General features: G+C 63.1%; 23 protein-coding genes and 1 tRNA gene. 16 read left to right on the forward strand and 8 right to left on the reverse strand.

The window, feature by feature from the left end; all coding sequences use genetic code 11:
• Nucleotides 1-13 precede the first annotated feature (13 nt).
• Nucleotides 14-697 (reverse strand): CRP-like cAMP-activated global transcriptional regulator GlxR, encoded by a 684-nt coding sequence (gene glxR, locus VLL26_RS09755; RefSeq protein ID WP_342318878.1) that lies wholly within the window; start codon nt 695-697, stop codon nt 14-16.
• 331 nt (nt 698-1,028) lie between these two features.
• Here glxR and nth point away from each other — a divergent pair, with 331 nt between their 5' ends.
• Genes nth through VLL26_RS09775 form a run of 4 tightly spaced genes read left to right on the forward strand, consistent with a single transcriptional unit; the run spans nt 1,029 to nt 4,376 of the window.
• Nucleotides 1,029-1,841 (forward strand): endonuclease III, encoded by an 813-nt coding sequence (gene nth / locus VLL26_RS09760; RefSeq protein ID WP_342318879.1) that lies wholly within the window; start codon nt 1,029-1,031, stop codon nt 1,839-1,841.
• Nucleotides 1,834-2,397 (forward strand): TlpA family protein disulfide reductase, encoded by a 564-nt coding sequence (locus tag VLL26_RS09765; protein WP_342318880.1) that lies wholly within the window; start codon nt 1,834-1,836, stop codon nt 2,395-2,397. The genes nth and VLL26_RS09765 overlap by 8 nt, the downstream gene beginning before the upstream one ends.
• Complete coding sequence (locus VLL26_RS09770) at nt 2,398-3,141, forward strand: NUDIX hydrolase (protein WP_342318881.1); 744 nt, start codon at nt 2,398-2,400, stop codon at nt 3,139-3,141.
• A gap of 41 nt (nt 3,142-3,182) precedes the next feature.
• Nucleotides 3,183-4,376, forward strand: coding sequence for a MarP family serine protease (locus VLL26_RS09775; RefSeq protein ID WP_342318882.1), 1,194 nt, complete (start codon nt 3,183-3,185; stop codon nt 4,374-4,376).
• On the opposite strand, the gene VLL26_RS09780 is transcribed toward VLL26_RS09775, so the two are convergent.
• From VLL26_RS09780 to VLL26_RS09790, 3 genes are all read right to left on the reverse strand, one after another.
• A complete protein-coding gene (locus VLL26_RS09780; protein ID WP_342318883.1) occupies nt 4,373-5,119 on the reverse strand; it encodes an alpha/beta fold hydrolase in 747 nt (248 codons plus the stop codon). The genes VLL26_RS09775 and VLL26_RS09780 overlap by 4 nt on opposite strands.
• 100 nt (nt 5,120-5,219) lie before the next feature.
• Nucleotides 5,220-5,813, reverse strand: coding sequence for a phage holin family protein (locus tag VLL26_RS09785; RefSeq protein WP_342318884.1), 594 nt, complete (start codon nt 5,811-5,813; stop codon nt 5,220-5,222).
• Nucleotides 5,814-5,952: 139 nt separating this feature from the next.
• The gene (locus VLL26_RS09790; protein ID WP_342318885.1) at nt 5,953-6,780 is read right to left on the reverse strand and encodes an HAD family hydrolase; all 828 of its coding nucleotides are present in this window, start codon (nt 6,778-6,780) and stop codon (nt 5,953-5,955) included.
• 362 nt (nt 6,781-7,142) lie between these two features.
• Between VLL26_RS09790 and ssd the strand changes: the two genes are divergently transcribed.
• From ssd to VLL26_RS09825, 7 genes are read left to right on the forward strand one after another with little or no spacing between them, the layout of a single operon-like run.
• Nucleotides 7,143-8,159 carry a septum site-determining protein Ssd gene (gene ssd / locus VLL26_RS09795; RefSeq protein WP_342318886.1) on the forward strand — a complete coding sequence of 339 codons (1,017 nt, stop codon included), beginning with the start codon at nt 7,143-7,145 and terminating at the stop codon, nt 8,157-8,159.
• Nucleotides 8,156-9,259, forward strand: coding sequence for a TadA family conjugal transfer-associated ATPase (locus VLL26_RS09800; RefSeq protein WP_342318887.1), 1,104 nt, complete (start codon nt 8,156-8,158; stop codon nt 9,257-9,259). The genes ssd and VLL26_RS09800 overlap by 4 nt, the downstream gene beginning before the upstream one ends.
• On the forward strand, nt 9,256-10,032 hold the full coding sequence (locus VLL26_RS09805) for a type II secretion system F family protein (protein WP_342318888.1): 777 nt from the start codon (nt 9,256-9,258) through the stop codon (nt 10,030-10,032). The genes VLL26_RS09800 and VLL26_RS09805 overlap by 4 nt, the downstream gene beginning before the upstream one ends.
• A 2-nt stretch (nt 10,033-10,034) precedes the next feature.
• Nucleotides 10,035-10,598, forward strand: a complete 564-nt coding sequence (locus VLL26_RS09810) for a type II secretion system F family protein (RefSeq protein ID WP_342320200.1) — start codon at nt 10,035-10,037, stop codon at nt 10,596-10,598.
• 26 nt (nt 10,599-10,624) lie between these two features.
• Nucleotides 10,625-10,837 carry a DUF4244 domain-containing protein gene (locus VLL26_RS09815; RefSeq protein ID WP_342318889.1) on the forward strand — a complete coding sequence of 71 codons (213 nt, stop codon included), beginning with the start codon at nt 10,625-10,627 and terminating at the stop codon, nt 10,835-10,837.
• Nucleotides 10,838-11,110: a hypothetical protein gene (locus VLL26_RS09820; protein ID WP_342318890.1), complete on the forward strand. Its 273-nt coding sequence runs from the start codon at nt 10,838-10,840 to the stop codon at nt 11,108-11,110.
• Nucleotides 11,110-11,430 carry an Rv3654c family TadE-like protein gene (locus VLL26_RS09825; protein ID WP_342318891.1) on the forward strand — a complete coding sequence of 107 codons (321 nt, stop codon included), beginning with the start codon at nt 11,110-11,112 and terminating at the stop codon, nt 11,428-11,430. Before VLL26_RS09820 ends, VLL26_RS09825 begins: the two co-directional genes overlap by 1 nt.
• Here the strand turns inward: VLL26_RS09825 and VLL26_RS09830 are convergent.
• On the reverse strand, nt 11,407-13,740 hold the full coding sequence (locus VLL26_RS09830; protein ID WP_342318892.1) for a DEAD/DEAH box helicase: 2,334 nt from the start codon (nt 13,738-13,740) through the stop codon (nt 11,407-11,409). The genes VLL26_RS09825 and VLL26_RS09830 overlap by 24 nt on opposite strands.
• A 212-nt stretch (nt 13,741-13,952) precedes the next feature.
• Here VLL26_RS09830 and VLL26_RS09835 point away from each other — a divergent pair, with 212 nt between their 5' ends.
• Nucleotides 13,953-14,156 carry a cold-shock protein gene (locus VLL26_RS09835; RefSeq protein WP_342318893.1) on the forward strand — a complete coding sequence of 68 codons (204 nt, stop codon included), beginning with the start codon at nt 13,953-13,955 and terminating at the stop codon, nt 14,154-14,156.
• 42 nt (nt 14,157-14,198) lie between these two features.
• On the opposite strand, the gene VLL26_RS09840 is transcribed toward VLL26_RS09835, so the two are convergent.
• A complete protein-coding gene (locus tag VLL26_RS09840) occupies nt 14,199-14,825 on the reverse strand; it encodes a DedA family protein (protein ID WP_342318894.1) in 627 nt (208 codons plus the stop codon).
• 224 nt (nt 14,826-15,049) lie between these two features.
• Between VLL26_RS09840 and topA the strand changes: the two genes are divergently transcribed.
• On the forward strand, nt 15,050-17,935 hold the full coding sequence (gene topA / locus VLL26_RS09845) for a type I DNA topoisomerase (RefSeq protein ID WP_342318895.1): 2,886 nt from the start codon (nt 15,050-15,052) through the stop codon (nt 17,933-17,935).
• Nucleotides 17,932-18,528, forward strand: coding sequence for a hypothetical protein (locus tag VLL26_RS09850; protein ID WP_342318896.1), 597 nt, complete (start codon nt 17,932-17,934; stop codon nt 18,526-18,528). The genes topA and VLL26_RS09850 overlap by 4 nt, the downstream gene beginning before the upstream one ends.
• A 458-nt stretch (nt 18,529-18,986) precedes the next feature.
• On the opposite strand, the gene VLL26_RS09855 is transcribed toward VLL26_RS09850, so the two are convergent.
• On the reverse strand, nt 18,987-20,513 hold the full coding sequence (locus VLL26_RS09855) for an adenylate/guanylate cyclase domain-containing protein (RefSeq protein ID WP_342318897.1): 1,527 nt from the start codon (nt 20,511-20,513) through the stop codon (nt 18,987-18,989).
• A 57-nt stretch (nt 20,514-20,570) separates the two neighbouring features.
• On the opposite strand from VLL26_RS09855, the gene VLL26_RS09860 reads away from it, so the two are divergent.
• Nucleotides 20,571-21,770, forward strand: a complete 1,200-nt coding sequence (locus VLL26_RS09860; protein WP_342318898.1) for a DNA polymerase III subunit delta' — start codon at nt 20,571-20,573, stop codon at nt 21,768-21,770.
• A gap of 72 nt (nt 21,771-21,842) precedes the next feature.
• Nucleotides 21,843-21,918: transfer RNA gene (locus VLL26_RS09865), tRNA-Thr, on the forward strand.
• Nucleotides 21,919-22,352: 434 nt separating this feature from the next.
• Here the strand turns inward: VLL26_RS09865 and VLL26_RS09870 are convergent.
• Nucleotides 22,353-22,778 (reverse strand): DUF4442 domain-containing protein, encoded by a 426-nt coding sequence (locus tag VLL26_RS09870; protein ID WP_342318899.1) that lies wholly within the window; start codon nt 22,776-22,778, stop codon nt 22,353-22,355.
• Nucleotides 22,779-22,811: the final 33 nt, after the last annotated feature.

Below are 22,811 nucleotides of genomic sequence, written 5' to 3' on the forward strand. Positions count from 1 at the left end.
ACCTATCCAGACTTTAACGTGCGCGACGGGCAAGGTGTTCGGTGTCGACGATGAGCACCGACTTGCCCTCCAGGCGGATCCAACCGCGGTGGGCGAAGGTGGCCAGCGCCTTATTTACCGTCTCGCGGGAGGCGCCGACGAGTTGAGCGATTTCCTCCTGGGTGAGGTCGTGGTTGACCCGCAGCGCGCCACCTTCCTGAGTGCCGAAGCGGTTGGCCAACTGCAATAAAGTCTTGGCCACGCGGCCGGGCACGTCAGTGAAGATGAGGTCGGCGAGGGAGGCGTTGGTGCGGCGCAGGCGGCGAGCCAGAACGCGCAGAAGTTGCTGGGAGATCTCCGGGTGGTTTTCAATCCATTCTTTGAGCATCTCGGAGTTCATCGTCGCGGCAGTAACCTCGGTGACGCACACGGCGGAGGAGGTGCGTGGGCCCGGGTCGAAGATGGACAGCTCACCGAACATGTCGGACGGTCCCATGACAGACAACAGGTTCTCGCGGCCATCCGGGGCGTGACGGGCAAGTTTTACCTTGCCGTCAATGATGATGTAGAGGCGGTCGCCGGGCTCGCCTTCATCGAAAATGGTGGTGCCGCGGTTAAAATTCACCGTCTCCATGTCTGCGATGAGGGCGGCGACAGCAGTGGGGTCAACGCCTTGAAAGATGCCAGCGCGCGCGAGAGTGTCCTGTACGCCTTCCATAGGTCTCCTCCTGTGAGGGTTTCGGATGAGTGACCGACCATAGGCTTGAAGGTGCCGTCGACAAGCAAGCGACAGCGGGTGGGGTCACGTTTACGCAAGAAGCTTACCAAAAGTTGTGATAGCTCCGTCACAAATTTACGCAAATGTGGCTAATTCTTCGCGGCCGAAGCGAAATCTCTCAAGGCGCACCTCGCGTCGAAGGTCAATCCAAAACAGCGGCCTCAAGCTTTTCCATCGCCACCATAAAAACACCGAACACCAAAGGCACAAGGGCGACAAGTACGACAGTCATAAATCCCACTTTAGCCGCGTGATCACTATAGTGTCGGGCATGACTGCAGCGACCGGTGCCCGATTAACCCCGCCGCGGCGCCGACGTCCCGGCACCCACCCGGCCGTCAAAAACAAAGAGAGCGACATCGGCCGCACCCGCCGCGCACGCCGGATCAACCGCACCCTCGCCGTGGCCTTTCCCGACGCGCACGCGGAACTGGACTACTCCACGCCGCTACAGCTTCTCGTGGCCACCGTTTTGAGTGCGCAGACCACAGACGTGCGCGTCAACCAGGTCACCCCGGAGCTTTTCCGGCGCTACCCCACAGCCCAGGCCTACGCCGCAGCCAACCAGGCGGAGATAGAGGAAATTATCCGCCCCACAGGCTTCTTCCGGGCCAAGGCCGCCAACCTAATTGGGCTGGGACAGAAATTGGTCGCCGATTATGGCGGCGAAGTTCCCACGGCGCTACAAGACTTAATTACGCTTCCCGGCGTGGGACGCAAAACAGCACATGTCGTGCGCGGAAACGCCTTCGACAAACCGGGGCTGACGGTGGACACCCACTTCCAACGCCTCGTTCACCGGCTCATGCTCACCGAGGAGAAAGACCCGGTGAAAATTGAGCACGCGATCGGGCTGCTGATTGAAAAGCGCGAGTGGACCATGTTTTCTCACCGCCTCATCTTCCACGGAAGGCGCGTGTGCCATGCGCGGCGCCCGGCGTGCGGGGTCTGCCCCATTGCCTACGACTGCCCCAGCTTCGGAGAGGGACCCACTGACCCGGCGCAAGCCGCGGAGCTAGTCACGGGACCGGAGCGCGAGCACATTGTGCGCCTGGCGGAGGAAGGAAACTCAGACCATGCGTAAATCGGTTGTTTTCAGCGTCCTTGTCATTGTCGCCGTGACTGGGCTCATTGTTGCGGGCCTGGCGGTGATTTCCGGGCGTGGCTTCAACGAAGGGACTGCGGCGAGCAGCCTCAATTCCACCACCACGCAGCAGGTGCCGAACCGGCCAGCGTGCCCGGGGCCCGGCGTGGCTGGTATCGACATGGACTGCCTCGGGGCCGAGGCCGACAGCGGCGAAGAAAGCGGCATCGCCGTGGTCAACGTGTGGGCATGGTGGTGCGAGCCGTGCCGCGCAGAATTGCCTGCCCTGCAAGAATTCGCGGACAACCACCCCGCCTACCGCGTCGTCGGAGTTCACGCGGACCGCAACGCGGCAGGCGGGGCGGCTTTGCTCAACGAACTTGGGGTGGACATACCCAGCTACCAAGACCCCACCAATGCCTTCGCAGGCCAGCTCGGCCTCCCCCCGGTTGTGCCAGTGACCTTGGTCGTGCGCGACGGCGACGTCATCCACACCTTCTTGCAGCCCTTCTACAGTGCCGCGGAACTTGAAAAAGCCGTCTCAGAGGTGGTCTAGATGGTTGATGTTCCCGTGCGCCCTGAACACGCGCCGCAGTGGTTGAACCCCCTGGTGGGTGGCTTGAACTCCGCAGATGCGGCCGCTTTCGCCCGCCGCGAGGTGGCTCGCAAGAAGTTGGCGCACCGCACGCCCGGCCCCAGCGCGCCCGGTTTCGGGGCTCCTGCGGAAGCTGCGGTGCTGATGCTGCTGACAGGCGCGAAAGCCGCCGTCGAGCGCCCTGCCGGTGCCGGTGTGCTGATCACGCATCGCACACCGACGCTGCGTAGCCACTCCGGCCAAATGGCTTTTCCTGGCGGGCACATCGACCCCACCGACGCAGGCCCAGTCGATGCAGCACTGCGTGAAGCGTGGGAAGAAACCGGCCTCGACCGCCAGCGCGTGACCCCGCTTGCCAGCCTTGAGCCCGTCATCGCCGGCGGCAGCGGGCGCCTGGTCGCGCCGGTGCTCGCCTTCTCTGCAGATCCCGGCCAACCCCACGTTGCGAGCCCAGCGGAGACTGACGACGTCTTCATTGCCCCGCTCGACGAACTCATCGCCCCCGAAAACCGCCTCCAAGTCGGCATGCAGGGTTGGAGCGGGCCCGCTTTCCGTGTCAACGGCTACCTTGTCTGGGGTTTTACCGGTGTGCTTCTCGACGTCATCTGCGAGCTTGCCGGCTGGACTGTGCCGTGGCGCCACGATAAGGTCATCCCCCTTGCGGACGCTTTGGCTACTTCCCGCAACGCCGAGCGGCACCGCTAAAATCACCTCATTGCCTCAACCGTGAAGGAGCCCTTCGCTAAGTGACAGCCAACCTCATCGTCGACCTGGTGCTCATCGCGTTGCTGCCGTTGCTATTTATCAGCGGCTGGCGTCAAGGAGCGATCACCGCGGTTTTTTCAGCGGTGGGATTGTGCGCGGGCTTAGTAATCGGCCTGGCTATCTCCCCGTTGCTGGTCGGGCTGGGTGAGACTCAGGGGTTGAGGCTGGTGTTGCTGTTCGCAGTGATTGTGTTCTTCTCCGGCGTCGGCTACACCGTCGGTGGTTTGATCGGGGTGAGCCTGCGCGATCGCGCCAAGTCCCGCTCGACGCTGAGAGTCGATTCGGTGGTGGGCGCGGCCTTCCAAACAGTCGCTTGTGTCTTTGTTATCTGGTTCGTCTCCGTGCCGCTGGCGGTTTCTTTGCCGGGGGTGGCCGGGGAGGCGTTGCGCGAGTCGCGGGTGCTGGCCGCTATAGATCGGGCCGTGCCAGCCGGGGCGGACACGCTTCCCGCCCGCTTCGCCGCGCTTCTTGACGACTCCGGCCTGCCTCCCCTAGTCTCACCCTTCCACCCGCCCGGCGACGCAGCCGTCGACGCCCCGAACCCCGCCGCTATCGACCCCGCCATGGTTGAGCGTGTGCGCCCCAGCATCGTTCACGTCATGGGCGACGCCGAGGTGTGCAGCCGCCTCCTCATGGGCTCCGGCTTCGTCACCGCCCCCGACTACGTGATCACCAATGCTCACGTCGTTGCCGGGACCGAAGAAGTGGAACTAGATACCGTACTCGGCGTGAAAGAAGCCGAGGTTGTCCACTACGATCCCGCGGCTGACCTGGCGGTTTTGCACGCGCCGGGGCTTAACCTGGAGCCTTTGCCTTTCGCCGCTGAGCAGTTGCGCCCCGGCGGAGATGCCGTGGTGATGGGCTTTCCGCAGTCCGGGCCCTTCACGGCCTCTGCCGCCCGAGTGCGCCAAATGCTCACGATCTCCGGGCCGGACATCTACGCCACCGGCAGGGTCGACCGCGAGGCATACACGCTGCGCGGCGAAATCGTGCAGGGAAACTCCGGCGGGCCCGTCCTGACCCCCGCCGGGGAGGTCGCGGGCGTAATCTTCGGGGCTTCCGTTCAGTCCTCGGGCACCGGCTACGCCCTCACAGCCCGGGAAGTGCGCAACCGGTTGGGTGGCGCAACGAATAAAACCGTGCCCGCCGACACCCGACAGTGCGTGGCGCGTTAGTCGTCGCAAGCGAGGAAACTAGCTACACGCTCGGCGAATCCCAACGGGCGCTCAACGTGAGGCGAACCCTCCAACGCTAACTCCGGCGCAGTCAAGCGCGGCGATTTATGGGACAGAAGTTTCGAATTAGCCAGAATATAGGGCGCAGAATGATCAATCGCCGCCGCCTGCAAACGCAGCTTAAGTAACTCCTCGAACTCGGGGGAGGAATGGAACGAGGAACTGGTGGTAAGGCGCAGGTGGCGTCGATAAGCGTGCGCACGAACCGCGGGAACAAAAAGCGGCGAAGGAACGTGCGACAGCGCACGACGAAGCACCACTTCACGGCGCGTCGGCGCCGCCAGCGAAACCACCCGCGTGCCCGCGCCAGTCGCAGCCACCGCGCGGGCAACAACCGCGCCCGTGTCCGCCCCCACCACAACAGCATTGCGGTGCCCCAACGCAGCAATGGCCCCCTTGACATCACCAGCGGCAAGGAGCAGACGATCGCCACCGCGCTGCACGGGCTTATCAGACATGCCGTAGCCACGCGCATCCAGCGCCGCCGCACGAAACCCGTGGGCAGCCAAAGGCGCGAGAACATGACGGAAATCGAACCAGCCACCGAAAGCCCCGTGCAACAACATCACCAAAGGAGCGTCACGCTGCCCAGCCACCGCCACATGCAGCCGCAAACCCCGCGTGTGCAACATCTGGTGGGCAAAAGGGCCGTCAAGCTCGACGACACGCGGTGAAACCGCCACGGCACCTCCCTGTATGGGGCTCCCCCTCATCGCGGGTTTAATTCAAACGCGAACGCCCGCGCCATCTTCTCTGTGATGGTGCGGGCGTTTCACAAGCTCTCTACTTATCCAGATCCGCAGCAGTCGATCCGCTGCGCTGGCTGACCCGGTCACGGGAAGCGCCGGTGGAAGAAGACGGGCGAGCCGCCGTGTGCGTGTAGAGAGCACTGCGGTCCTCCGCCAAGTTTTCCTGGGCTTTACCCGGAACCAAGTTCTTTAGCTCGTTGACCGAAGAAATGGTCTTTTTCGGGGCGCGGACCGCCTTGACCTTCTTCAACCCGATAAAGGCCAAGATGCCAGCCAGGGCGATCATGACAAGAAAGACAATAAGAAAAGCGGCCCACCACGGCAACCACAGGGCGAGCAGCGCCGAAAGGAAAAGGAAGAAAAAGAAGGTGGAGTAAAGAGCTACCACGCCAGCTCCCGCGAAAAGACCACCGCCAACAGCGCCCTTTTTCACCTCTCCGATAACTTCAGTCTTGGCCAGCTCAATTTCACTGCGGACCAAAGTCGACATCTGCTCGGTGGCGTTGGACACCAAAGTGCCTAAAGAATCCTGGCCCGGCTGGGTGGTGCCGGTGTCGCGCAGCGGGATGGAATCCACCTTTGCGGACACCGCGGCCGACCCGTCTGTGTACAGACCCTTGTTGCTCACGTTCTAACTACCTTTCGTCAAAAGCGCACGAATCCGGTCAATGCCTCCGCGCGAAAATCTCGGTCTCAACCTTAACACCGTCAGGGGCGGAAGGTGCTTCGTGGAACATGCGGAAATGAATATGTTATCTGGGTGAGATTCAGGCGCTGTCTTGATTTTTGGCCTCCCGCAGCAGGCGTTGGCCCAGCCACAACCCAAACGCAGTCAAGGCGGTGACACCGGCGACCACGCCAGCGCCAATCCCGACCTCGCGGGCGTTGGGCATCTGGATCAGGGGCACCGGATTGCGGAAAGTGCGAACCTCCCACCCGTTTTTCATGGCGTGCTTGCGCAGGGCCCGGTCAGGGTTGACCGCGACCGGGTTGCCCACCATTTCCAGCATGGGAATGTCGGTGGCGGAGTCGGAGTAGGCGTAGCTGTTGGCCAGGTCGAAGCCGCGAGACGCAGCGAACTGCGTGATCGCCTCCGCCTTCGCCCCGCCTTTCAAGTAACGGGTGATGGTGCCGGTCAACTTGCCGTCGACGACTTCCATTTCGCTGGCCACAACCGTATCAACGCCTAATTCGCGTGCGATTGGTTCCACCAAAATGGAGGCCGAGGCGGAAATGATGATGACTTCGTGGCCCTGGCGGCGGTGAAAATCAATCAAGTCGCGCGCTTCAGCGTAGATCGCGGGCGTAACCACATTGCGCATGGTTTCGGTGGTGATGCGGCGGACCTCCTCGATTGGCCAGCCCGCGACCATCTGCCGCAGGGAGTCGCGGGTGGTGTCCATTTGTTCGCTGGAATGTCCGACGAACATGTAGGAGGCTTTCGACAAAGAAAGCTCCATCGCCTCCTGCCTGCTGATCAGGCCGTTGTTGAAAAACTCGCGTCCGAAGGCATACGCCGAGGAGGTCGCGATGATCGTTTTGTCCAGATCGAAAAACGCGGCCGTTGGGCGCTGGGCGGGCACGGTGGAGGACATGCCTCCGTAGCTTAGTCGTGACCACGGTGTAGTGAAAGGTGATGCTAAAAGGGGTCGTGAGTGTGTGGGTTAGCGGAAAACGCATTATTTGCCCGCGCGTCTTGCCCTTCTTAGAACCCATGTGTCATACTCTTGGTGCAAGGCCCCGACATACTGTGTGGCCTGCCCCGGCCCATCCCCCCGAGGCCGGGTTATTGACGGCCCGCGCGAACCCCCCCGAGGCGCGGGCCGTCCCTTATTTTCCGTCCCGGAATGCATGGTTTTTCACAGTTGATTTGGTGAAGTATCACTGACTAAAGGGTTTGTCCACAGAAAAACCCTCGCCCATTGTGGCAGTGTTTTTCCTGGTAGAGGCTGTAGCCATGACTCTGAACGCTGCAGCGGATCCGCTGCTTATCGCCGTGGACGACCCAGTTGTCCACCCCGAAGCCACCCACGTAGCGGCTGCGGCGGGCCGTGAGATCATCAATGCGCGAAGCGTCGACGCTTTGCGCCGCCATTGGGCCAAGGCGCACGCCGTGTTTGTCGACACTGCCTTTGCCCCTGCCGCTGCCGAATTGCCCGCCAAAGCCGGTGTGTTTTACCTCAGTTCGGATGTGGAGCAGGTTCATCCGAAGTTTGAGTCTTATGTGCTGCCCGCCCAGGCCGGTGAGTTGCTGCGTGCTCTCGGGGCGCTGCGCGCTCCGGTAGTGGAAACGCGCGGCGACGGTGCCGTCATCGCCGTTGTTGGTGCCGCTGGCGGGGTAGGTACATCCACCCTCGCCGCTTGCTTGGCCCGCCTCGCGGCGGCGCACGTCGAGCCGACACTTGTTGACGCCCACCGTTTCTCCGGCGGCGTCGACCTGTTGCTCGGGATCGAAGACGAGGCCGGTGCCCGCTGGGGTGAGATCGTGCTGGGCGAGGGCATGGTGCAGCGCGCAGATGTGCGCCGCGCTCTGCCCGAAACCCGCGATGGCATCGCCGTTTTAACCCAGCCCCGCACCACCATCAAAGACCCTTTTACCCTCACCAACAGCGACGTCGACCGTTTCGTTGCTGCCGTGGCGACCTCCGGGCTGACCGTCGTGGACGCACCTGTCAGCCTCCTTCCTACCGGCTGCGACCTTATCGTTGTGGTCACCCCAGCGGAGGTCAGGGGAGCGGCTGCGGCGGCACGTATCGCGGCGGAGGTAAGCCCCGTGGCGGTGGTGTTGAGGCATCGCGGGTGGTCGTCGTTAACCGCCACGGAAGTTGAGCGCATCACCAAAGCCCCAGTTATCGCGGAGCTGGGGGAGGTACCCCGGCTGCGCAAAGCCGTCGAGGTTGCGGGCCTGCCGACGCGCGTGCCGAAAACACTGGCCAAAGTGTCACGTTCGATTCTTGAGGAGGCTGGGCTATGACAGGTGCAATCGACCAGGACGTGCTGGAGCGCGTCCAGCGGCGGCTTGCCGAGGAACCTGAAACCCCGGAGCCTGCACGCCTCGCCGCGATCGTACGTGAGGAAGCGGTGGTGATCAGCGACCTTGATGTGCTGGGCATTTTGCGCACCTTGCGTGACCACACTGCCGGAACCGGGCCGTTAGAGGCGGTGCTGGCCAGCGCGGACGTCACCGATGTGTGCGTTAACGGCCCCGACGCCGTGTATGTCGACCGGGGACGGGGCCTCGAGCGCAGCGACGTCACCTTCTCCTCCGAAGCGGAGGTGCGCCGCCTCGCTGCGCGCCTTGCCACGTCGTGCGGGCGCAGGCTTGACGACGCCCACCCCTACTGCGACGGACACATTCTGCGCCCCGACGGCCACATCTTGCGCTTCCACGCCCTCCTCGCCCCCACAGCCCACGTGGGGACCTGCATTTCCCTGCGGGTGTTGCGCGGCAACACCACCACCCTCACCCAACTGGAAACCGACGGCTCCATCGCCGTCGAGTGTGGGAAACTACTGCGCCGCATCATCAGGGAGCGCGCCTCCTTCCTCGTCATCGGCGGCACCGGCGCAGGCAAAACCACGCTGCTGTCGGCAATGCTCGCCGAAGTCTCGCACCACGAGCGAATCATCGCCATCGAGGACACCGTGGAACTTGCACCCGCCCACCCCCATGTTGTGAACCTAACCACCCGCGGCAACAACGCGGAAGGCGTCGGTGAGATCTCCATCGCCAACTTGGTCCGCCAGGCGCTGCGCATGCGCCCGGATCGCATCGTCATCGGGGAAATCCGCGGTGGGGAGGTCGTGGACCTGCTTGCCGCCCTCAACACCGGACACGACGGTGGGGCTGGCACCCTGCACGCCAACTCGGTCTACGAGGTGCCGGCGCGCATGGAGGCGCTCGCTGCTCTCGGCGGGATGGACCGCGCCGGGCTGCACTCCCAGTTGGCAGCGGCCGTGGATTACGTGATTGTGGTCAAACGCCTGGCCGACGGTAGCCGTCGAGTGCATCAGATCGCCGCCCTGGAAGGCAACCCGGTGAGAGTGCGGCTTACATGGGAGGATGAACCATGATGTGGCTACTTGCCGCCAGTGCCCTCGCCCTGGGCACTGCTTCCCCCGCCCGGCGGGTCACAGCAGCCACCCAAAGAGCAGTGGCCCCTTCCCCGGTGTGGATCCCGGTGGCCACCACCTTTCTCGCCGCCACAGTGATCGCGATGGACCGGGTTGCGCTGGTGCTGTCGGCCTGTGTGGCGGGGGCGACGGCGATCAAGGTTATTCAGCTGCGCCAGCACGCCGGCATCTCTCGACGCAGGCTCAGCGCAACCGCGGTCTTTGTCGGCCACGTGGCGACTAATCTGCAGGCGGGGGCGACGCTGGTGCGGGCGACGACGCGAGCTGCCGAACACTTGCCGGACAACGCCCCGGCGCAGTTGCGACGCGACGTGCGCCGGATGGCGGGCAGTGTCGCGGCGGGCTCGTCAGCCGAAGCCGCGCTTGCGAACGCCAATAGCCCGGAGCTGCGGGAGCTGGGAGTGCTGTGGACCTTGTCGAGCACCCGCGGACTGCCGGTGGCGGACCTGCTCACCCAGGCCCGCCGCCGCCTGGACAAACAACAGCGCCACCGCGCCGCCACGGAAGCCGCCCTGGCGGGCCCGAAAACCACAGCCACCGTCCTCGCCGCACTTCCCCTGGCTGGGGTGGCGATGGGCACTGCGATGGGGGCGCGTCCCCTGACGGTGCTTCTAAGTCCTGGCCCCGGAGGTTGGCTGCTTCTCACCGGAACAGCGTTGGTGTGCGCAGGAGTGCTCGTCAGCACACGCATCATTGAGGGGGCGTTGAGGTGAACATGATGCTTGCCTTGGTGCTGCTGGCGGCTGCGGCAGTGTTGGTCCCGCCCTTGCCCGCCCAACGCATCTCCACCACTAAGGTGCCACGTGATGGACCGGCGAAGGCGAAGCGGGCCGGCGTCGACCGGCACCGCATGGCCAGCGACATTGAGCTGTTCGCCGCCTGTTTCCGGGCGGGTCTTGGCGTTGACAGTGCCGTGGCGGCCGTCGCAGAGTCCTACGGGGACACCGACAATGAGGCTGCTGAGGTGTGGCGCACGGTCGCCTCACTGTCGGCGCTCGGCACCCACACCGGCCTGGCATGGAGCGAGATGCAGCGCCTGCCCGGCGGGGCGGGCCTAGCCAACCTGGTAGCCCTCTCCGGCGCCTCGGGTGCCGCTTTGGCCGGCGGGTGCGAACGCCTCGCCGCCGAGCTTCGCGACGCCGCCGCCGACGACGCCACCGCCGCAGCCGAACGCGCCGGCGTTCTCATCGCCATTCCTTTGACCGCATTTTTCCTCCCAGCCTTCTTCGTCCTCGGCCTCGCGCCGGTGGTCATCGGGCTGGCCCGAACCCTGACCTGAAAACCACCTCGACTTAAGGAGTCACCATGTCCACCATCACCAGCTACCTGTCTGCCCATCTCACCGCCCGGCTCGCCGCCATACGCAATGACCGGGGGATGTCAACCATCGAATACGCCTTTGGAAGTTTGGCTGCCGCAGCCCTCGCCGGGGTGCTGTACATGGTGGTCAACGGCAACGGCGTCGTTAGTGCTATCGAAGGCGTAATCACCGACGCCTTGAGCAACACGCCGGGTTAAATGACCACCATCGAAGGGGCTTTGTCACTGACGGTGCTCATCACCGTCACCGCCGCGATCATCAGTGGGGTAGCCACTATGGCCGCCTACATTTCTGCAGTCGACATCGCGGGGGCGGCGGCGCGCGCCCACGCCATTGGAGTCGACTACGAACCTCCGCGCGGCACCGTGTCGGTGGGGCAAGCTGGTGGAGTCGTCACCGTCACAGCAGAAGTACCGGCCCCGCTGCGCACCATGAGTGCCACCGCCGTCTACCCCGTGGAGTTTCGCTGATGAACCGGTGCGGAAACGATGAGGGCTACGCCACCGTCGCCACGGCCGGGATCACCACGGCGATTGTCAGCCTTATGCTGGCCGTTGCCGCCGCGGGCGGGCACGTAGCCAACTCCCACCGCGCGGCAACTGCCGCCGACCTGGCGGCAGTCGCCGCAGCCACCGCTTTGTACGAGGGTTTCGATGCGTGCGCGGCGGCGCGGCGCACCGCCACGCTCAACGGCGCCAGCGTCGGTGCGTGCCATCTCAAGGGCGAAGATGTCATTGTCACCGCCCGCATCGGTATCGCCGAGCACTCAGCACGCGCCGGGCCTTTGTGACAGCGCCCGTAAAAGTTTCAACGCCGCCTTCTTGTCCAGTGGTTGGTTGCCATTGCCGCATTTCGGAGATTGCACGCATGAGGGGCAGCCCGCCTCGCACGCGCAGGACCTCACGGCCTCGTAGGTGGCGCGGATCCACTCGTGGAAACGGGCGTAGCCTTCGTCCGCGAAACCCGCGCCGCCGGGGTGGCCGTCATAGACGAACACTGTGGGCAGCAATGTGTCGTGGTGCAAAGCCGTTGAAACCCCGCCGATGTCCCAGCGGTCGCAGGTGGCCAACAGGGGCAGCAAGCCGATCGCCGCGTGCTCTGCGGCGTGCAGCGCGCCGGGCGTTTCACCGGGGGTGATCCCCATTTCCTCCAACACCAGGGGGTCTACCGTGTAGGCCACCGCCCTGGTAAGCAGGCGCTGCTCCGGCAGGTCCAGGGCGATGTGTTCGGAGACGGTGCCGTCGGAAAGCCTCACCACATAGCCGGTGACTCGGTCGACGACCTCCACATCCACATTGGCCACCCACACCCCGGGCAGCGGGTTCATGCGCGTCGAGGCCTCTCCGACAATGTTGATCTCCGTTGTTGAGCGGGCCTGCGTGAAGTAATCCGGCGTGTCCGGTCGCGCCAACGCCACATAGTCCTCCAGGTCGAGCGACTCAACAACGAAGTGCTCGCCTTGGTGAATGTAGACCGCACCAGTGTGGACCTGGCTCAACGCACGGGCCGCATCAATCGTGCCCAGCAGCCGGCCGTCAGTGACGTCGACGATCATTACCTCTGAGCCCGAGCCGCCACGCAAACTTATTGATGAGTGGGCCGTCTCGGGACGCAGATGGCCCTCCAGCTGCGGTACGGCGAACCAGCCGCGCGGGCGCTTTTTCAACAAGCCCTCACTGGTCAAGTCTGCGACAACCTCCGCCGCCTCAAAAGCCGCCACATCCTGCTCCGAAAGGGGTTTTTCCACCGCCGCGCAATATACTTGCGCCCGCAGAATGTGAGGGTTTGACGGGTTGAACACACTGTTTTCCACCGGGCGTCCCAGCAGCGCCTCCGGGTGATGCACTAGGTAGGTGTCCATCGGCTCATCGCGCGCGACAAGCACCGCCACCGAGGATTGGCCGCGGCGGCCGGCGCGACCCACCTGTTGATAAAAAGACGTCACAGTTCCCGGAAAACCCGCCATGACCACAGCGTCAAGCCCGCCCACATCGATCCCCAGCTCGAGGGCGTTTGTGGTGGCCAGACCCAGCAACTCACCTTCGTCGAAGGCGCGTTCCAGCCGACGCCGATCTTGCGCCAGGTAGCCGGCGCGGTAGGAGGCGATGCGCTCGGCGAAGTCGGCGCGACCAGCCGCCACCAGGTTCTTTTGGGTGTGCATGGATACCAGTTCCGCAGCGCGACGGGAGCGCACGAAAGTGAGCGTGCGTGCGCCTTCGGCAACGAAAGTGGACATGATCGCGGCGGCTTCGGTGGTAGCGGCGCGGCGCACCGGCGCACCGTTTTCCCCTTCCACACCTTCGAAAAAGCCCGGCTCCCACAGCACAATGGTGCGCTGCCCGGTGGGGGCACCGTCGTCGGTCACGGCTGTGACCTCGCGCCCGCACAAGCGGGAGGCTTGGGCTGCCGGGTCGGCGGCGGTCGCGGAAGCAAAAATCATGGTCGGCTGGGCACCGTAGTGCTGCGCGAGGCGCAGAAGGCGGCGCAAGGTGAGCGCCACGTTGGCGCCGAATACGCCGCGGTAGGTGTGACATTCGTCCACGACTATGAAGCGCAGGTGGCGAAGTAGGCGCGCCCAGCGGGCGTGGTTCGGCAAAATGCTGGCGTGCAGCATGTCGGGGTTGGTGAAGATGCAGCGGCTTTCGTGGCGGATGGCGGGGCGTGCCTCTGCGGGGGTGTCGCCGTCGTAGGGGGCGGGACGTACATCGGCGCCAGCTAACTTCGTCACCGACAGTAGCTGGTCGGAGCCCAAAGCCTTCGTGGGGGTGAGGTAGAGCGCGCAGGCGGTTGGGTCCTGCGCCAGGGCGGTAAGGACGGGAAGTTGGTAGCCCAAAGACTTGCCGGAGGAGGTGCCGGTGGCGACGACCACGTCGCGGCGTGCCCAGGCAATGTGGGCGGTCTGGGCCTGATGGGAATACAGGCGAGTGATGCCGGCGTCGTTAAGTTTGGCGGTTAAACCCGGATCGACCCATTCGGGCCATTCGGCGTAGCGCGGCGGTTGCGCTTCGACGTGCTGGACGTGGGTGATGGTGGAATCTCGGAAGCTGTTGCGCAGGGCGTCGATAAGCTCAGCGCCGATCCCGGAAGAAGCCTCGGACATGTGTATCACCCCCGGTTGTGACAATGAATTGTGAAATTATGCCAGCGGGATACACCAAATAAGCAAATCCATGGCACAATGACAGGCGGTCGCAGATTCTGTGCGCACCCAAGACGGTGCTCGTGAGTTTTTGTTACGCGGGCACCAGGTCACTAACGGCCTGGTGAACGAATGACCGTTCATTGCAATCGCATCAATCGGAAGGTTCACCAATGGCTACTGGAACTGTTAAATGGTTCAACGCTGAAAAGGGCTTCGGCTTCATCGCTCCGGACGACGGCTCCGCTGACGTATTCGTCCACTACTCTGAGATCAACGGCGCGGGCTTCCGCACCCTCGAGGAAAATCAGCAGGTCGAGTTCGAAATCGGCGAGGGCACCAAGGGCCCGCAGGCGCAGGACGTGCGCGCACTCTAAGCCGTACCTAAGCGCCCTCTGCACCTTCGCAGGGGGCGTTTTTTATATGGCGGATACACCCCGGCGGACATCGCGGTAGTCGAAAAGCCAAGCCTGCAGCCTTTGAATCCCCACCCCCACGAGAGAACCCAGCAGCACGCCCACGATCATGGCGAGCAACGGAAAATCCGAAAACAGGGCGCCGCCCAAATAGCCAACCCCGACGCTGAGCAACGCCCAGATGAGCACGCCGATCGTGTCGTAGAAGAAAAACGCAGGCCAGCTATAGCCTGCTGAGCCCAGCACGATTGTGGCGACCCACCGTGCCCACGGCAGGAAGCGGGCGACGATGATGGTCGGGCCCGCGCCGCGGTTCATGTTGCGCCGCACCCACGTGATCGACCTGCCGGCCTTCGACTTCGGGTCCAGGCTATTGACCACCTTGATCAGGCGTTTTCCCAGGCGGAAACAAATGTTGTCGCCGATGATGGCGCCGATTGCTGCGGCGATGATAACCCCCCAGACATCGGGCACCCCGCGCGCGGCGCTGAAGGCGCCCGCCAGGTTTAATACCGTCTCCGAAGGAATCACAGGCGCGAGGGCGTCACCGATGATCAAAACCGTGACCAGCGGGTAGAAAACCGGCATCTGCATGAGCTGCTCGAGGAAGCTGATGAGCGAATCAATCACGGGCGAGGCTCCTGGGTTGGTGGTTTTTCATGGGGATGAAACGGGTGTAATTAGGTGCAGAAAACTCGATCATATTTTCCCTAGCACGGCGCTGCGTGATAGTTGTCTGATAGAAAAGGAGGAGTTTTACTTTCTGCGCGACCAACCGCGACACATTCTTGCGTCACGGATGCGTCTTTAATATAAGGCGCAGATCGGACTTGAGAAGGAAGGTGTCACCCAGCGTGACAGAAAAAGGCAAGACCTTAGTCATCGTTGAGTCGGCGACGAAGGCCAAGAAGATCCAGAAGTACTTGGGCAACGATTTCATCGTCGAGGCCTCCGTCGGCCATATCCGCGATCTGCCGGGGCGTGCCGCGGATATTCCTGCCAAGTACAAGAAGGAACCGTGGGCGAAACTTGGGGTCAACCCGGAGGACGGCTTTACGCCGATTTACGTGGTCAGCCCGGACAAGAAGAAGAAGGTTTCGGACTTAAAGACGAAGCTGAAGAAGTCCGACAAGCTGCTGTTGGCGACAGACCCGGACCGCGAAGGCGAAGCCATCGCCTGGCACCTGTTAGAAACGCTCAAGCCGAAGGTTCCCGTGGAACGTATGGTGTTCAACGAGATCACCGAGTCCGCGATCCGTGAGGCGGCGGAGAACACCCGCGAGCTCGACATGGATCTCGTTGACGCACAGGAGACTCGCCGTATCCTTGACCGCCTTTACGGCTACGAGGTTTCGCCGGTGCTGTGGAAGAAGGTCATGCCGCGGCTTTCCGCGGGACGGGTGCAGTCTGTGGCCACCCGCGTGATCGTCGAGCGTGAGCGCGAGCGCATGGCGTTTATTTCCGCACAGTATTGGGATCTGACGGCGTCGTTGGCCCCGCAGGAAGAAGGGGAGCAGTTCGACGCGAAGCTGGCTGGTGTTGACGGTGAGCGAGTCGCCCAAGGCCGTGATTTCGATGACCGCGGGCAGCTAAATACCAAAAATGTCCGCGTGTTGGACCGCGACGCCGCCGACAAGCTGGCCGAGGGCCTGGAAAAAACCATGATGCGGGTGGCCAGCGTTGAGGAGAAGCCTTACTCGCGCCGCCCTTACCCGCCGTTTATGACTTCCACGCTGCAACAGGAGGCGGGGCGCAAGTTGCACTTCACCTCGGCTCGAACGATGCGTATCGCGCAGCGCCTGTATGAAAACGGCCACATTACTTACATGCGTACCGACTCGACGTCCCTGTCCAAGCAGGGCCTCGACGCTGCTCGCTCGGCCGCCGTGGAGCTTTATGGCTCTGATTACGTAAGCTCTGCGCCGCGCACTTACGACCGGAAGGTGAAAAACTCCCAGGAGGCCCACGAGGCGATCCGCCCTGCCGGTGAGCGTTTCGCCACCCCCGGCGAGTTGGCGAACTCTTTGGACGCGGAGGAGTTCAAGCTCTACGAGCTTATTTGGCAGCGAACCGTCGCCTCCCAGATGAACGACTTGCGCGGCACGTCGATGAAGTTGACGGTCGCTGGTGAGGCGAAAACTGGTGAGAGCGTCGAGTTTGTCGCCACGGGCCGCACGGTGGTTTTTCCTGGCTGGATGCGGGCCTATTCGGATGCCACGGACTCTGAGACTCGTTTGCCGCGTCTGCGTGAGGGCGACCGGCTGGACACGAAGAAGGTTACGGCGGACGGCCATGCTACGAACCCGCCGGCGCGCTACAACGAGGCGAGCCTGGTTAAGAAGATGGAGGAGTTGGGCATCGGACGCCCGTCGACTTACGCCTCGATCATCAAAACGATTCAGGACCGCGGCTACGTCTTCGCCCGCGGCAACGCCTTGGTGCCTTCCTGGGTGGCTTTTTCCGTGGTCGGTTTGCTGGAGGACAATTTCGATGCGCTCGTCGACTACGATTTCACATCCTCGATGGAAGACGAGCTAGACGAGATCGCCCACGGCAATGAGAACCGCACCGAGTGGCTCACGGGCTTTTACTTCGGGGACGCCGATGCAGACGACAATATGGCTGAGGCGGTGGCGCGTCGCGGCGGCTTGAAGCACATCATTGATAGCAATCTCGAAAACATTGACGCGCGTGCAGCGAACTCTTTGCAGCTTTTCGACGACTCCGAGGGGCGCCCCGTCTACGTGCGGGTGGGTCGCTACGGCCCTTACATTGAGAGGGTCGTCGGTGCGACAGCAGAAGGTGAGCCGGATTACCAGCGCGCGAACCTGCCGGAGTCTGCCACCCCGGACGAAATCACTCTGGAGATGGCGGAGAAGCTTTTTGCCACCCCGCGCAGCGGCCGTGAGCTTGGTGAGAACCCAGCCAACGGTCGAACCGTGGTGGCAAGGGAGGGCCGTTTCGGCCCGTATGTGACTGAGTTGGTGCGCGAGGATGAACGGCTCCGTGCTGAGAAGAAGGCGGAGGAGGTTATCGCCGAGGAGCGGGCTGCGGAGGACAAGCAGCGCGCTGAGGAGGGCAAGCGTAAGAAGAATTGGGACACCAAGACAGCGGCAACCCAGAAGGAAAAGCGGATGAACGAGCTGGTTGACGAGCAGCTTAAACCGGCGACTGCTTCCCTGTTTTCCTCGATGGAGCCTTCCTCTGTCACCTTGGAGGAAGCGCTGAAGCTTCTTTCCTTGCCCCGTGAGGTGGGTGAGGACCCGGCCGACGGTGAGATGATCACCGCCCAAAATGGTCGCTACGGCCCGTACCTGAAGAAGGGCAACGACTCGCGTTCGTTGTCGAGTGAGGAGCAGATCTTCGGCATCACGTTGGATGAGGCGCGTCGCGTTTACGCGGAGCCGAAGCGTCGGGGCCGCGCCGCTGCGAAGCCGCCGTTGAAGATGCTTGGGGATAACGACGTTTCCGGCAAGCCGATGAGTATCAAGGAGGGACGCTTTGGCCCTTATGTCACAGACGGGGTGACTAATGCGTCGCTGCAGCGCGGCGATACCCCGGAGACGATGACAGATTCTCGTGCCAACGAGCTGCTTTCCGCCCGCCGCGCCCGTGAGGCCGAGGAAGGAAACGCGCCTGCGAAGAAGGCCACGAAGAAGGCCACGAAGAAGGCCGCGAAAAGGACGGCCAAACGTCCGGCGAAAACCACTAAGCGTGTGGTGCGCGCGAGGAAGAAGTGATCCGGCGCACCCTGCGCGGCTCAGAGGCGCTCACTCTCGCCGTGAGTTCTTGCCCCGCGTGGGTGGTGCCGGCGGGGTTGTCGCTGAGCGGACGTTTGCGCATTGCCGCTGAGCCGGCGGCACGTCTACTCGCCGCCCCCTGGAATCCGGCTGCCGCGGTGGCGTCCTTCGAGCAGTCCCGCGTTAGCCGTGCGCCTTCGGCGCTGGGGGTCGGTGCGGTGGTGGCGGCTCAGGTCGCGTACGCGCGGCGCCTGCGGGCGCTTGGGGCGCAGCCAGCGTGGCCGGTCGCGCTCGCTGGGGTAGCCGCAGTGGCGGGCGGCTGCATTTACGCTCGTGGCACCGTGCTCGCCCCGGCTGTCATCGCCGGCGCGACGGCGCACGTGGTCACCGCGGCGCTGGCCAACGACCCGGGGCTGCGCACCGGCGTGCCAGCGCGCGAGGGCATCAGCCACGGAGCCAACCTTGTCTGCGCGGCGGAGGGCTTGAGGCTTGTTGCCAATCTGGGTCGTCGCCGCCCGCTTCTCGACGCCCTCGTCGCCGCCACCGGCAGCGTCGGCCACCTGCTCATGGCGCAAGGCTTGGGCAGGCCGTGACGATCAATCTGGTGGCGAAGTCTCCGACGTGGAGATGCAGATCGAACGTGGTGAGCTGCAAATAAAACAATCCACGACCTGTGAACTATTGGCACCGCTAAGCAAAGCATTGAGCTCGAAGGTGACCTCGCTTAAAGCCTAAGACTGACTCGCAGGACGTGTTCACCTGCCAAGGGCGAAAGCCTCACCCTCGGCGGCTAAAGGGGGTGCCCCCTTTGGCCTACTTCGCAGCAGTCTGGGCAAAGAACCAACCGGAGCAACGCTGTGCGGCGTTTTCGGTGGCGTGTTGCTCCGAAATAAACAGTGCGAAACGGCGCGCGGCGTTGTCTTTTATCGGCCCTGAACTGCGTGGATGGGCCTTTCGGAGAAGGGCTCGTCGAGCGCCCTGGGGCACACGCGCAACCTACAGCTCAGCGGCCCTTTTTCACCCCACCCATAAATGTGAAGTTCCGCGGGCTCTAGTACCGGTCCGCCAGCGTGGCCCGCACTGGCCGGGCGAGCTGGGTCATCTGGCCGCGCCCGCGCAGCTCGATCGACTTCATCAACGTCCAGCGCTGCTGTTCGACCTCGTTGGCGGAGTTGAGCGTGTTGGCGTTGGTGAGCACTCGGCCCGGGGTGTCCTTAGCCAGTTCGGTCAGTCGCGCCGCAGCGTTGACGGCGTCGCCGATGACGGTGTACTCGAAGCGGTCGGAGCCGCCGATGTGGCCGGCGACAACAGTTCCTGTTGCCACTCCAATACCGGCCTGCAACTTAAGCCCACGCATTTCCTCGCGCAATTCGCGGGCGGCCTGGAGGGCGTGGGAGGTGGCGTCGTGAAGCGCGACGGGCGCGCCGAAGACAGCGAGCGCGGCATCGCCCTCGAACTTGTTAATCACGCCTTTGTTGCGGTGCACGACCTCGACAACAACTTCGAAGAAATCGTTGAGCGCAGCGACGACTTCCTCCGGGGTGTGATCGACAGCGAACGTGGTGGAGCCGATGACGTCGACGAAAACGACCGCCACCTTCCGGTCCTCCCCGCCAAGCTCCGGCTTTTCCTCCAAGGCTTTCTGGGCGACCTCGATGCCGACGTAGCGGCCGAAGATGTCGTTGACGCGCTGACGCTCCCGCAGCCCACGCATCATCTCGTTAAAGCCGGCCTGCAGCACACCGATTTCGGAGCCGTCGTAAATATCGACCTGCGTGTCGGACTCGCCGCGGCGCACATCGTTGATGGCCTTTTGCAATTCCTTGATGGGGTCGACAACGCTCATCACGCTAAAGACAGTTCCAATGATGCCAGTGACGATCGCTGTCAGCGCCAAGGCTGCCACCGCTGGCATGAGCGCGCCGGGGTGATTGGCAAACAAGTCATGGCGCTGCGCCCAAAAAAGCAACAAAATCCCAATTAGGGGTACGCCCGTGGTGGCAACCCATGTGGCAAGCAGCCGAATGGCTATCGGAGGCTCAAGGGTGGAGTCCTCGAAACGCCGCGCCAGGGCGCTCGCCGCGATGGGGCGAACTAGGCGCGCGGCCTGCACGTAGGTCAGGATGCTGACAATGATGCAGGCCATGGCCGTCGAAACAACCACCACAACTGTTAAACGCGGGCTGACCCTTGAGGCGGTGATACCCGCGATAGCGATGCCTAACATCCACACCCCAATGACGACTACCGTTTGCAGCCCAGGGATGCGCATGACCAAGTTGCGCACCATATTCGGGTCGTGACCGTCAGGGTTTCGCTGCCAGTCCAAGACCGGCCTAAACAGCAGGAATGTGACTACTGCGCCGACTACGACAGCTAAGAGCAGGTAGGCGACGCCGACGTAGCCCATGCCGTGTTCCTTCAGTGACAAGCTGTTGACTTCCGGCACCGGAATGAGAAAGCGCACAAAAAGCATGATGGCTAGTGCACCGACGACATTAGTGCCGAGAACGAGCGCGGCGTAAAGAGGCCAGGAGGTGCCCCAGAGCCATTGCACGCCGCGCCAGATTCTCTCCATGTCCCTTTACTTTAATGCGGTATCCGACACGTCGGGGCAACAAGTAGGGTGTCTGATGTGAACAACAGGAGCGTGAGTGACAGGCTCGCCGACACCCCGCGGGTGCGCGAGACGATCATGGCTGCCGCTGCCGCCGCCCGGGGGCAGGGCGATCCCCGTGCGATGACCCACTCCTGGCTTTTTACCGGCCCGCCCGGCGCGGGTCGTTCCACTGCGGCCGTGGCTTTCGCGGCGGCGCTGGTGTGTACCGACCCCAACGTCATTGGCTGCGGGCGCTGTAAGGGTTGCCTCAGCGCGTTTGCTGACGCGCATACCGACATTGTCCACGTGGTGCCCTCTCAAAGCGTCATTGTCGTCGATGAGATGCGTGCGATTGTGCGTGACGCCGCTCGCTTGCCGACGGTCGCCCCTTGGCGCGTCATCATCATCGACGACGCCGACCGCCTCAACGCCCAGGCTGCCGACGCCTTTCTCAAAACGTTGGAGGAGCCCCCGGCGAAAACCGTTATTATCCTGTCTGCCCCTTCGACTGATCCGCAGGACTTCTCCCAGACGCTGCGCTCGCGCTGCCGTCACCTCTATATTCCTTCCCCTTCGAAGGATGAAATCGTGCGTATCCTCACCGAGGAGGAAAACGCCTCCACCCACGACGCCCAACTGGCCGCCGCGACTTCCCTGCGCCACATTGGACGCGCCCGTCTTTTGGTGAGCAACGCTGATGTGCAAGCCCGCCGCGCCCGAGCCATCCACCTTGCGGAACTGGTCTTTCACGGCGACCAGGCCTTCCAATCAGTCAGCGCCCTGATCGCGGCAGCGAAGAAGGAGGCCGTCTCCGCCTTCGCCGCGGCCGATGAGCGTGAGCGCGCCGCGTTGGCGCAGTCCCTCGGCGCTGGCGCGAAGGGCAAGGGTGCCGCGAAGGCGCTGCGCGGCACCGAGGCGCGCATGAAGGAGCTGGAGGCCCAGCAATCCAAGCGGGGCACCCGCCGCACCCTCGACTCTTTGGATCTGACCCTGGTGGATCTCGCCGGGGTTTACCGCGACGCCATGGTCATCAAAAGCGGCGCCCATGTGGATCTCACCCACCCCGATTTTGAGGGGTTGAGTGCAGAAATCGCCGGGCGTGTGAGCCTGGAAGGATTGGTGGCGTGCCAAGACGCGATAGCAAAATGTCGGGAAAGTTTAAGCCTCAACGTGATGCCGACTATCGCGTTCAATGGGATGCTGGGGCGAATCCGCAAGGCGTGCAACGTGAAGTAACCTGCGGGTTTCACAACTTTCGAGGCGGTGCGTTAAGCTATTTCGCGGACTATGCAACCTTTGCGCAGCCCGGCCACCTTAGCTCAGTCGGTAGAGCATCTCACTCGTAATGAGAAGGTCGCGAGTTCGATTCTCGCAGGTGGCTCCACCAAAACCCCAGCTAGAACACGGTTTTAGCTGGGGTTTTGCTTTCCGGGGATGACTGGTTCGAGCGGGTCACATTTTTTCTTCACCATTGACGAGTTCAACCATGAGGATCGCGCCAGAGCAGTGCCGGATCATTTCTCCGTTGAGCGGGAAACCGCGTGAGTCTTTGCGAGGTATCCGATACGTGTCATGGTTTCGTCCGAATCCCCAGCATGCGGCGCAGGTTTTTATGCGCTGCCGCCACTTAGCTTGCAAAGCTTGCAGCCCTCATGGGTTATGAGCGCGAACCTGCTGCTGACTGCCCCGCCCGACGAGCAAACCGGTGGATTTGGTGGTTGCACCCGAAGGACAATCCCGCCTAGGCGGGTGCCGTCGTGCTTGGCTCGTTTGCTGGATCTGGCGGCGCACCCTCGGCGGGCACCATGGACTACGCGCTTATTTTGCCTTAGTTTTTTGCCTGTAGTAAACCTGTCGGCGCACGTGGGCGACCACGTCGCCTACTTCGTCTACAACATCGGTTTCAAACCAGTGGAGATATTTGGAGCCGTCGGCAGTTTTAGCGCGGATGAGCTCATATGTTTCGTCGGAAATTTCCATGGTGGCGGTGATGGTGCCGCGGCCAGGTTTGACAAAGCGCACTTCGCCGGCGGTGTCCCACACGCGGTAGCCTTCGCCCAGCCGTGCCATTGACGCGAGCATGAAAAACGGGTCTGTCATGGCCATGATCGTGCCGCCGAAGGCGGTGCCGACGATATTTTGATTGAGTTTGTTGAGTTTGTGTTTGACGACAACTCTGGAGCCGTCCTCCGCGAACTCGACGACGCGGATACCCGCGCCGAGGAAGGGGGGCCAAAGAAACATGAAGCGGCGCAATGCTTTGGCAGGGATGTGCAT

This window comes from Corynebacterium sp. BD556 (assembly GCF_038452275.1).
GTDB lineage: Bacteria > Actinomycetota > Actinomycetes > Mycobacteriales > Mycobacteriaceae > Corynebacterium > Corynebacterium mayonis.